The sequence below is a fragment of the Mesorhizobium sp. M0408 genome (assembly GCF_040321495.1).
In the GTDB taxonomy this organism is placed as follows: Bacteria; Pseudomonadota; Alphaproteobacteria; order Rhizobiales; family Rhizobiaceae; genus Mesorhizobium.
Genome location: NZ_JAMYRO010000033.1, coordinates 56,647 through 66,347, shown reverse-complemented (window position 1 = coordinate 66,347; position 9,701 = coordinate 56,647). Strand labels below are relative to the sequence as shown.

At 59.1% G+C, this 9,701-nt stretch carries 11 protein-coding genes and 1 pseudogene; 4 read left to right on the top strand and 8 right to left on the bottom strand.

Annotation, left to right across the window (positions count from 1 at the left end; all coding sequences use genetic code 11):
• Window positions 1-315 precede the first annotated feature (315 nt).
• On the top strand, window positions 316-498 hold the full coding sequence (locus NKI67_RS28450) for a hypothetical protein (RefSeq protein ID WP_352648082.1): 183 nt from the start codon (window positions 316-318) through the stop codon (window positions 496-498).
• A 163-nt stretch (window positions 499-661) separates the two neighbouring features.
• Here NKI67_RS28450 and xth read toward each other — a convergent pair.
• Both xth and NKI67_RS28440 read right to left on the bottom strand, forming a co-directional pair.
• A pseudogene (gene xth / locus NKI67_RS28445) lies at window positions 662-1,451 on the bottom strand (exodeoxyribonuclease III).
• A 102-nt stretch (window positions 1,452-1,553) separates the two neighbouring features.
• Window positions 1,554-1,736 (bottom strand): DUF3606 domain-containing protein, encoded by a 183-nt coding sequence (locus tag NKI67_RS28440; RefSeq protein ID WP_352648080.1) that lies wholly within the window; start codon window positions 1,734-1,736, stop codon window positions 1,554-1,556.
• A gap of 463 nt (window positions 1,737-2,199) precedes the next feature.
• Here NKI67_RS28440 and NKI67_RS28435 point away from each other — a divergent pair, with 463 nt between their 5' ends.
• The gene (locus tag NKI67_RS28435) at window positions 2,200-2,403 is read left to right on the top strand and encodes a CsbD family protein (RefSeq protein WP_352478587.1); all 204 of its coding nucleotides are present in this window, start codon (window positions 2,200-2,202) and stop codon (window positions 2,401-2,403) included.
• Between the two features lie 1,731 nt (window positions 2,404-4,134).
• On the top strand, window positions 4,135-4,272 hold the full coding sequence (locus NKI67_RS28425) for a hypothetical protein (RefSeq protein ID WP_352648078.1): 138 nt from the start codon (window positions 4,135-4,137) through the stop codon (window positions 4,270-4,272).
• A gap of 594 nt (window positions 4,273-4,866) precedes the next feature.
• Here NKI67_RS28425 and NKI67_RS28420 read toward each other — a convergent pair.
• A complete protein-coding gene (locus NKI67_RS28420) occupies window positions 4,867-5,169 on the bottom strand; it encodes a DUF1236 domain-containing protein (RefSeq protein ID WP_352648076.1) in 303 nt (100 codons plus the stop codon).
• Between the two features lie 450 nt (window positions 5,170-5,619).
• Here NKI67_RS28420 and NKI67_RS28415 point away from each other — a divergent pair, with 450 nt between their 5' ends.
• On the top strand, window positions 5,620-5,814 hold the full coding sequence (locus tag NKI67_RS28415) for a DUF3606 domain-containing protein (RefSeq protein ID WP_352648074.1): 195 nt from the start codon (window positions 5,620-5,622) through the stop codon (window positions 5,812-5,814).
• A 427-nt stretch (window positions 5,815-6,241) separates the two neighbouring features.
• Here the strand turns inward: NKI67_RS28415 and NKI67_RS28410 are convergent, their stop codons facing one another.
• The 5 genes from NKI67_RS28410 to NKI67_RS28390 all read right to left on the bottom strand — a co-directional run bounded on the left by NKI67_RS28410 (window position 6,242) and on the right by NKI67_RS28390 (window position 9,659).
• Window positions 6,242-6,478, bottom strand: a complete 237-nt coding sequence (locus NKI67_RS28410) for a hypothetical protein (RefSeq protein ID WP_352648072.1) — start codon at window positions 6,476-6,478, stop codon at window positions 6,242-6,244.
• A gap of 91 nt (window positions 6,479-6,569) precedes the next feature.
• Window positions 6,570-6,806, bottom strand: coding sequence for a hypothetical protein (locus NKI67_RS28405; protein WP_352648070.1), 237 nt, complete (start codon window positions 6,804-6,806; stop codon window positions 6,570-6,572).
• A gap of 189 nt (window positions 6,807-6,995) precedes the next feature.
• A complete protein-coding gene (locus tag NKI67_RS28400; protein ID WP_352648068.1) occupies window positions 6,996-7,172 on the bottom strand; it encodes a hypothetical protein in 177 nt (58 codons plus the stop codon).
• A 742-nt stretch (window positions 7,173-7,914) separates the two neighbouring features.
• Window positions 7,915-8,778, bottom strand: a complete 864-nt coding sequence (locus NKI67_RS28395; RefSeq protein ID WP_352648065.1) for a ferritin-like domain-containing protein — start codon at window positions 8,776-8,778, stop codon at window positions 7,915-7,917.
• A 158-nt stretch (window positions 8,779-8,936) separates the two neighbouring features.
• Window positions 8,937-9,659, bottom strand: coding sequence for an RNA polymerase sigma factor (locus NKI67_RS28390; RefSeq protein WP_352648063.1), 723 nt, complete (start codon window positions 9,657-9,659; stop codon window positions 8,937-8,939).
• Between the last annotated feature and the right edge of the window lie 42 nt (window positions 9,660-9,701).

The window sequence follows — 9,701 nt, the reverse complement described above, 5'->3', positions numbered from 1 at the left end:
CCGCTAAACACGGGGGCTGCGCGGCGGACACGCCGACGTCACAGCTACTGCCACGCCATTTTTGCAGAACTTGACGCACACAACTTCTGGTGTCCTCTTGCATCGAGCAAGGCTGGACGGCTGAAGAGACTGCCACCGCACTTTTTAACTTCCCCAAGAGACCACCTTGAACAGCTCAAGGCGACGACATCGACTTAAGTTCGCCTAGCTGTGCGCTGTTTTGACATTTGGACATCGCGGTGTCGGATTATTTGCATGCAAACGAGTGTTGCGACGCTATCCTCCCTCCTCAACGTAAGATTCTGGGAGGAATGCATGGCTCCGCATGAGCGACATGCCGTTGAAATCGTCAGAGACAAAGATTGGTCGGTTCGCGTGACGGTCAATGGCACCACGACCACCGTGCCTTTTACATCCGAGAGCTACGCGCGCTCGTTTGCAGATGGTCAGGCGTTCCGGCTGGGCGTTCAGGTGGCGGAGCTTAAGAAGGCAGCCTAGCTGCGCGCCGACGCGACCCGGCACAATATACTCGTCAAACGCCGCTTCGAGTTCGCTCGTGCAGGCGACATCGCCCGGCCGGACAACAGCTTCCCGGTCTGGAACGGCGCGCAAGCCTGTCATTTCGAGAGAATCCGGTTTAATCGTCTGTATTCCTCGCGGTTCAATAGAGCTTGATCCAGGCCGGCGCATGGTCGCTTGGCTTCTCCCAGCCGCGCATGTCGACATCCACGCCGGCACTGCGCAGCCGGTCGGAAAGGGAGGGGCTCACAAGGAGATGGTCCATTCGCAGGCCCCAACTCCGATCGTAGCCGCCCCAGTAGGAGAAATTCCAATAGGTGTAGATGCCCTTCTCCGGATGGATGCGCCGCACGGCATCTATCCAGCCAGCTTGGAGCATTTTGGCATAGGCTTGCCGCCTCTCCGGGAAATAGGCCGCATCGCCCAGCCATCGGCTCGGCACCACGGCGTCGATCGGGGTTGGAACGACGTTAAAGTCGCCGCACAGAACGCTTGGTGCCCCCTCGTCGAGCAAATGCTGGCCGTAGCTGATGAGACGATCGAACCAGCGCAGCTTGTAGTCGAACTTTTTGCCAGGCGCTGGATTGCCATTGGGCAGGTAGAGACAGCCCACGACGATCCCATCCACCTCGGCCTCGAAATAACGGCTGTGGGTATCATCGGGATCCCCGGGCAGCTGCGGCGACGTTCCACCGGCTCGATTCCGCGAGCGAGGATTGCGACACCGTTGTAGGATTTCTGGCGTGCCAGATCGCGCCGTAACCCGCCTCCTTGATCGCTTCGGCAGGAAACTTGTCGTCCGACGTTTTCAATTCCTGCAGGCACACGATGTCGCAGTCGCTTTCGCCCAACCACTTCAGGAGCACAGGCAGTCGCCCGTTGACGTCGTCCACATTGAAGGTGGCGAACGGGTCATGGGCAGGCCCTCTCATGAGGACCTCGCGGCAGCCGGTCATAAGCAATGTGGCCTATCCCCTTCGCTGAACCTCGAGCTCTTGATATTGCAACTTCGCCAGCGTCTGTGCGGCCGAGGCTCACTTCCTGACCAGCTTGTCGTCGACTTTCTTGCGACTGTTGCCGACCGACTTCACCGCTGACTTGACGTCAGCTTTGCTGGCGCCGATTTTGCTCGCCTCATACTTCATTTCGTGGTCTTGCCCACCAGCGACCCTTGCCCGGTCCTGGTTGCGTCCACGCGTTGTGCCAGTGTTCGCCATTTCTATCTCCAACAATCGCCGTATCAGTCACCAGACAACGCGGCCGGACTCTTCCGGTTCAATCCTGGCGACGCGCGTGCCACGGAGCCAACTCCCAGGCAGGGTATCGAATGAGCCCATGTATTCGGATCCGGCACGTCGCTGCCGCGGGGCGAGCCTAGCGGCTCGAAGCCTGGGTGGGCGATTTTCGATATGGATGATCATGCGCAGGACAGCCGTGCTCCTCTGGCTCAACACGTCACGCTCCGCTCGTTGTTTGCGTTCGCCCACGGCGCCGCATCGCCTGTAGATGTACAGCAAAGGGCCTTCGTCGGGGAGGTCGAGGCGTACCCAAAAAGGCCCACCATCTCCTGATTGGCGTCGTCACCTTCCCAACTGGATCGTGAACATCAGAGATCTTCGTCCCGGAACTCCCTGGCCGGACGACCGTTTCGCCTTGTGTAAAGACAATGGAGGATATGTCGTGGACTGGAATCGCGTCGAAGGAAACTGGAAGCAGGTCAAGGGTAAGATCAAGGAACAGTGGGGCAAACTTACCGATGATGATCTTGATCGCATCGCTGGCAATCGCGATCAGCTCGAAGGCAAGATCCAGGAACGTTACGGTATCGAAAAGGACCGCGTTCGGCAGGATATTGACGATTGGTATGATCGGCAAGTCTGGTAGGATCGCATCAGGCCATCATCTACAGGAAGAGGTGCTGTTTACTTAACAGCGCTCCTAGGTGCGCTGGCAGTTGCAAGGTCAAGCCGGCCTGTGTTGAGACAGGCAGCGGTCTGACCCGGCCGCCGCTGCGATCGTAAGGCGCAGACGGACCCGCATGCGCGTTATGCGCTGACCGGCTGCCGTCCGGCCTTCCGCGATAAACGCCATAGGTGCGTGCGTGGCCGCTTTTAAGTTCTGCGGGCGCCGGACCTGATGTCCGCTCGGCCGGCGCCCCCCCGCCCCCCAGCCCCCCAAGGGGCGCCGGCCGATCTCGTCTAGGCGGCAGCAATAGCCACTTGCACCGACAACATGCAGCCAAATCCAGCATAGACAGCAAGTAGCCCAGCAGCGTTCCCCAATACCCTTGTGGGCGTTCTCGTCGAAGTGGCTGACCTCGCCTCGAAGCTCAAGTTCGCCACGATCGAATAGGGAAGGAGCCAGTCCTGGGGCGATTTTCGAGCTTGCTCGACCGTCAAATCACCGGACTTCCCGATCGAGGGTTTACGGCGGACGCCGGCATTGGTCCGGTATTGCAGCATGAAGATCTTGCGCCCGGCCGGCGTGACTCCCTCACTAAGGCAGTCAGGTCTCACCGCTCAAAGGTAGCGGGTCAGCCTCGTCCCGGAAGGCGTGGTAATCCAGCTATTGAATCCTCCCCGCCTGCCTGACCGAGGCCTGAGGACGGCTTCATCCATTTCCGTCAGAGGCCGGTTCTCCGTGCTGTCCCTTCGTGTTCGGCGGGATATCGATGACGACTGGCAAGTCTGGTAGCATCAGAAAGCGCCATCGGACGCTAGGCCTATGCAATCCTTCTTCAGTCTGACTTGGTCAACCTCCCCAGCCGCCTCCCCCGCTTCCATTGCCGCTTCCGCCGCCGCCACCAAAAGGAATGACAGGCGCAGGAACAGGCTCATCCTCAACCGGTATGGTCACTTTCTTCGCGGTTTTTTGTTTGCGAACGGGCTTGACGACCTTCGGCGGAGGCACCCGGCGGAGAATCTTCGGCTGGGGCGTTTCGAAACGTCCATACCCTGGTCGACCATCCCCGTTGAGGGATGCTGCAAAATCTGCTCCGCCGGCAAAGCGTGCGGCGATAGCTGCATATCGAGGCAGAAAAGTGCCACAAAGCACCGGGCTGTGCGTGCGACGGATAGGGCGCCGACCCGGTAATCAGCCAATGACACCGAGGAATGGGTCAGCTACGCTGACGCGGCGGCGGACTTGATTCAGCCTGGCCGGCACCTATCCCATGCCCTCCCCCGCTCCCGATGGGTGCCGGCCATCTTCAGCGCGAGGCGAGCGCTTCAGTTCCCCCGGAGCTTAATGGATCCCAGCCTCACCGGCCGCCGCTCATGCAGGCATGCGCCCCGACCGTGCTGAACAGTGCGTCTTTGCGTACCGCCGGATGGAGCGGCAGGTACTTAGCTCCGCCACGGGGCTATGGTCCGAGGCGGGGTAAGACTGAAGTCTTTGCGTCGAAGACTTAAGGCTGAGGGCCGGCAACCAAGACCTTACCAAAAGATTGTATTAGGCCGCCGAGCAATGTCCCTTCATCGGTGGTCTGCCGGGTGCCCACTGATGCCTTTAACAGCGGAAAGAACTGTGACCCTTATCCAGAGCAGACAGGACGTAGATGAGGTCGCAAGCCGACCCGCAAATGACAATCAAACTCCTGACCCAACAGATTTCTCGGTGGTTGATCTCATTTCGTCGAGCGACGAGGAGGTCTCTGCCCTCGTCAGGCGAACCGAGCGCCTTGCCATTACCGTGACCATAGTAATGGCGATCTTCCTGATCTTCGCACCGGTGGTCTTCATTGCTCTGATGTAGCCTCCTCTCAGTTGCTCGGTGCGGATCTTGCTCTGGGCATTGGGTGGGCCGGCATGTTCCTGGACTTATTTCCGAAGGTGCTCGCGCATCTCTCGATTGCTGCTGACGAAAGCGCTGCCGACGTATTGCGCGTGCCGATCTCAGGCGAGTGCCGGCATTCCCGGCTCGCACTCGGCGCCCGGCATTTCGAACTCACTTTCGGGGCCTGCAAATCTTCCGCGCTCCCGGCGGGGCATGGCACTGCCGCAGTGCAAGTGCGTGTGCTTCTGGAAATGCCAATCTTGTCGCGATAGGTAATCCGGACCTCGCGTCCGCACCCCTCGCACTTGTAATGGGAAACAACCTGAAACCAGCCGCCGTTCTTGACGAGCGAAGTTGCAATGCGGGCATTGGAAAGTCAGACCGACAGAGGATAGACTGGGAGAGAGGGACATTGCAGCGCCTCGCATTCTGGGGAGCTCAAAGCTTGTCCAGCCCGTCAACGAAGGATGCCGCTATCAAATCGTCGGCTTCGATTCCCCCCCTTGCGCTTCTCCGGTCGCGACCGTCCCGCCGTACCTTTCGGAACGGCGGGCTGTCCTCTGAGTCGTCAGGTCACTGGATGATCTTGACGATCTTGCGTGTGCCCGGGTCGACAACGACGGTCCGATCGTCGACGACCGTGTAGCGATACTTCTTGACGTTAGGCACTTCATGAAGCTCGACCGTATCGGGCAACGTCGAACCGATATTGAGCTCCACTCCAGGGACTTTCACCGATGCGAGCGGCTGCTTCTTGACATATTCCTTGATGACGGTTTCCTGCTCAGGCTCGATGACGACGTCCTGAGCGGCTACGGCGCCGACACCTGCAAGCAGCAGGAATCCCGCGACTGCGGTGGAAAGATGAATTCTCATAGCTATCTCCTTGTGGGCTCGCGGGCGCAAAACATCGCGCCAAAGCGCCCCAAACCTGCAGCTTCTCTAGACGTTCCAAACTGAGCCTTAAGGCTGGCGTGCGTAGGACCTAAGTCTGAGTCGCTGCGCGCAATGGCCCCCCACAGTGTAGCCGTCCGGAACTGCGTCTGTTCGTACTCGTTGCGGTCCCTTAAGGGAGGAGCCTATGGAGAACAGTGTTCACGAAGCTCGCTGGCTGCTTGCACCGGTTTCGCCATCTCCCTAACCTTCTTGGTGATTGGAATAGTCGCGAGTTGATGGTCGTTAGCCAGAAATGACGCTCAAAAAAAGTCCCCAGAAATTGTATCTGCGCAGCTAGAGTCCCTTCCTGCGCTGATGGATCCGCCCGCCAAATCGAGGAGTGGCGGGCGGATTCTCATTTGCAGCTGCTGAGTGAGTAGGAAAACGGAAATGAACGAGAACAAGGGCAACCAAGCCTACGTCGACCGAGGCCGCCTATCCTCGATCGATGCGTTTTATGAGCTGGAACGTTTCGCGCGGGAAAATTGCATTTCGCCAAGTCAAGTCAGCAAGCTGATTAAAAAGATCGGCAACGACCGCCTGACCCTCACCAAGGCAGTGAAAAAGCTGCGAGATCGCCATTGAAAAACCCGCCGCACTCCAACCAAGAATTGGGCATTCCATATCCGGCCTCATGTTCTGTTCGCTTTTTACACACCGTTGACTCGTGCATACTGACGGGCACTACTTTTGATGGATTGGCTACTACAGCGACGGTCTTCTGAAGCTTGGGGGTTCAAAATGCCTTTCAAACGAGCCGGTCTATACCCATCCGATCTGGACCTTTGCCAACGCGTTTTCGACCAACTCTGCAGTGAGGAGAAGATCGCCCGCTCCTCCCAAGCTGGCCAAATGCTCGCAATGCAAATAGTTGCTTTCGAGCGACAGGCTCGAACGACACCGATCTGCTCGAGCTCGTGAGAGCGAAACGTAGCATTCCTCGTCCCAAAAATTTCCCAGCCGCTACTCCATAGCGGGAGGAAAGATAAGCGTTACGAACACGCCTCGGGACTCATATTCGCACCTCAGCTTGTTCCATGACATCACCTTGCCAGGCGCCGTTTTGCTTCTGAAGCCCGATGATCTCATGGTGCCGCTCGACGATCAGACCACGGCAGCGAGGATCCCTGCTTGCCTCGTACTGGACCATGTGGAGGCTGAGCCATTGGCGCTCGCGTACTTTGCCGAACGCTGGTGTTTCTCCAGCCCGGCGGATGAGGCAGCCGTTTTTCGCCGGTGGTGAGTTCATTGATGGCCTTGGAGAACTCGTCAAAATGCTGACGAGCCCGAGCACACGCCGCATGAGTCCGACCTCGCTCTGCCGCTAGATCGGTGTGCGGCTAGCGGCCAAAAGGCTCAAACCGTACGGCTGTGTCCGTGCTGCCAGGATCGATCTTCGCCAACCGCGATCTCGCCTCGGCCACGCGTCGTTGCGCAGCCCGGATCGTGCTGCACAGCGCGAGGTTGATGCCGACACCGCAGTCTTCATCCAGCATTTCATTTGCATGTTCGAGGGAGCGTTCGGCCCGGTTAAGCCGCTGTCGGGCTCTCGCCAGTTCCATATCCAAAAGTTCCATTATTCCGAATCCATTGCGGTCCCTTCGATTTGTAAACCGCTTGTGGTCGCCGTTGGTTCCGGTTGTTCGCGAGCGTGTCGCTCAGATGTCGATGTGGCGGGCACAGTTCTGGAGCGAGAGTGGTGGCGCCGGTGGCCTGAAGGTCGCGACGAACGAAACGCCGGCCCAGTTCAACCCGCGCGACGTCCTTCAGCTGGGGGGATCGATCGTCACCAAGCGGTCTGCGGCCTCGACCGCAGTTCGTATCCTCCTGCACAGCGCGAGATTTTCGGCCAGCATTTCTTCAGTGCGTTGAAGCGCGAGCTCGGTCCGGTGGATGCGCTGCCTGGCATTGGCAACTTCCGATGTCAAAAGATCGGCCGCCATCCCGTGGCCGTGGGGTTCCATAATGTCCATGGGTTTTTAATACATGGGGGGCGATATCGTTCCCTGCTGTCGTGCGAAGCGGGGTGTCGCAGCGTTCTATTGCGACTGGCGAAAAATGAAGGCCGCGAGCGTTCATCGACTGACCATTGGAAACGGCACCTGAAACTTCACATTGAACCGTTCATCGGAACGACGCTGCTTTCCCACATCACGGTGCCCGGCGGTGCGCAAGTTCGCGGACAAGCTGCGGAACGAAGCAACGAAAGCCGATTGCAGGCGATGGCCCGGAAGACTCTCGGCTCGCTTGGGGCGCTTTGCTCTGACGCGCAGGAACGCGGCCTGGCTACACGCGATCCGGTCAGGGTCTCCGCGGCGCGCGGCGCAGAGGCAAGGAGCGCTAGGCGGAAAAGCGACAGAAAAGCAAGCTCAAGATCAGCGTCGACATACCGACGCGCGAAGAGATCAAGGCCATTCTTGCCTCATCGATGGGACGCTAGCGCCCGCTTCTCGGCACTGCCGTCTTTACCGGCACGCGATCGTCGGAGCTTCGCCGGCTGCGATGGAGTGACGTGGATTTCGAGCGAGCACAGATTAGCGTTCACCAGCGCGCCGACGACTATGGGGCGATCGGCCGGCGATCCCTGGTTCCCATTATCATCATAATTCATGGTCTTTCTCCGAGAGCAGCCCGATATCAGGCCGCTCAGTTTCCGGCGGCCAATCGTCACCCGTCGCAACTGGCTCAGGTGCTTTTGAGCGTGCCGTTCATCCCTTCCGGATAGAAGCCGCCCTTGCTCACTCCGTCCTTGTCGGTGAGATAGACGATCCGGAGCACCTGTTGCGGTGTTCTGGTGAAGGCGATTGCGTCCGGCGTTGAAGGAACGATGTTGGCTTTGCCGTCCACCTGGATCCCCTGGTCCTTATCGTCCGATCCGTCGATTTTGTCCCGGGCATCGGAGACAGCGTTGGCGGCCTTCCAGGCTTCCTCTCCCTTCCGGTATAGCGTAGATCGCGCCATTCCCATGTGGTAGGCCTCGACCGCCAGGATGCCTGCGGCGGCGGCGAGGAAGTCTTTGTTTTTCAGAACTGTCGCCGCACCCGCATAGGCGGTGACGCCGACATCCTCGAACAGCATGCCGCCGAGAACGAAGTTCGTTTCGTTACCGAAGGGATCGAAGTCCCGCCCGAGGCCAGCTGCCTCCGTAACCGCCTTGAACCCCGCATCGAAATCTATGGCCGGCCTGTCGACAGCGTTCTTTGCAAGCGTCTTGCGGTAGAATCGGACGTGCGCAAGTTCGTTTTCAGCAACTTCCTGCATGAATTGGCCGATGGCGGGTGTTTCGAAGGACACTTTCTTTCCGCCGACGACATCGCCGGGTTTCGAGCCGGCATCGGCGTCGTCGATACCCTTTCCGGTGGTGCCGCGGAGGTAGTATTCAGCCTCCATATATTCGAGATTGAGCGCAAAGCGGAAAATGTCCTCGTCCGATATGTCCTGTGCTAATACCGGAGAAGGCCGCGCGATTCCGCCGAGTGCCGCTCCGGCACCAAGTACGACAAGTCCCTGAAGCGACTGACGCCGGGATAGGTGAAGTGCGCCCTGCATGGCGGTCTCCTATGTTTGTTGATTCAACACCGCTGTCAGCACCGCGGCGCCGAATGCATTTGCCCGACGATTAGATGGTCCGGGGCGCCAAAATATTCCCGCGTCCCGCTACAAAAGCCCCGCGAAGGAAGCCGGCGTAATCTCGGCGTGGACTGCGTCTACGTGCGCTCGGTCGCCACGTTCAACTGATGAGTATTCTTTCGAACCAGGCTGATTGCGAGCCGATCTAAGACTGATTGCGCGAGGCGGTCACAACGGGCGCCAGAGAAGAGAAACGTATCCGTGAACACGGTGGCGAGCTTGTCCTGCAGCGCCTCGCGAAGCAGCCGGCGTGCGCGATAAAGGCGGGTGCTCACTGTCTGAGGTCGCAATGCCAAAAGAAAAGCCGTTTCCTCAATGCTCATTTCCTCGACGTCCCGCATGACAAAGACGATCCGAAAGGGCTCTGGCAAGCCACCGACGGCTCGCTCCAGGAGGCTGCGGATTTCAGCGAGCGCGGCCGCCTCTTCGGGATCAGGCTTGTGGGCGCTGAATGGAGCGACCATGCCTTCGATGGCTTTCACGTCGACGGTGGGCCGCCTTTGCCGACGGCGTCCCAGCGCCTCGTTCAGCGTGATCCGGGTGAGCCAGGTCGACAGCCGCGCCTCCGCGCGGAATTCGGCCAGATGGGTGAAGGCGTGGATATAGGTCTCCTGAAGTACGTCCTCCGCCTCAGTGTCGTCATTCAGGACGGCGCGGGCGACCCGGTGAAGCCGCTGATTGTGACGCTTGATGATTAACCAGAATGCGGCGGGGTCACGCTGTCGCGCGTGTTCAACCAGCCCCGCGTCGTCAAGGTCTTCGATCCTCACTGCTTCGTTGGATCCGGTCGGCTTCATCATAGGCGCTCCAGATGCATCAGCTTACTATGAGATAAGCGTTTT

Coding starts and splice junctions, on each gene's coding strand:
- NKI67_RS28420 (WP_352648076.1), bottom strand. CDS start 5,169: ATGAGAATTCATCTTTCCACCGCAGTCGCGGGATTCCTGCTGCTTGCA.
- NKI67_RS28415 (WP_352648074.1), top strand. CDS start 5,620: ATGAACGAGAACAAGGGCAACCAAGCCTACGTCGACCGAGGCCGCCTA.
- NKI67_RS28400 (WP_352648068.1), bottom strand. CDS start 7,172: ATGGCGGCCGATCTTTTGACATCGGAAGTTGCCAATGCCAGGCAGCGC.
- NKI67_RS28395 (WP_352648065.1), bottom strand. CDS start 8,778: ATGCAGGGCGCACTTCACCTATCCCGGCGTCAGTCGCTTCAGGGACTT.
- NKI67_RS28440 (WP_352648080.1), bottom strand. CDS start 1,736: ATGGCGAACACTGGCACAACGCGTGGACGCAACCAGGACCGGGCAAGG.
- NKI67_RS28390 (WP_352648063.1), bottom strand. CDS start 9,659: ATGATGAAGCCGACCGGATCCAACGAAGCAGTGAGGATCGAAGACCTT.
- NKI67_RS28405 (WP_352648070.1), bottom strand. CDS start 6,806: ATGGAACTTTTGGATATGGAACTGGCGAGAGCCCGACAGCGGCTTAAC.
- NKI67_RS28450 (WP_352648082.1), top strand. CDS start 316: ATGGCTCCGCATGAGCGACATGCCGTTGAAATCGTCAGAGACAAAGAT.
- NKI67_RS28410 (WP_352648072.1), bottom strand. CDS start 6,478: ATGAACTCACCACCGGCGAAAAACGGCTGCCTCATCCGCCGGGCTGGA.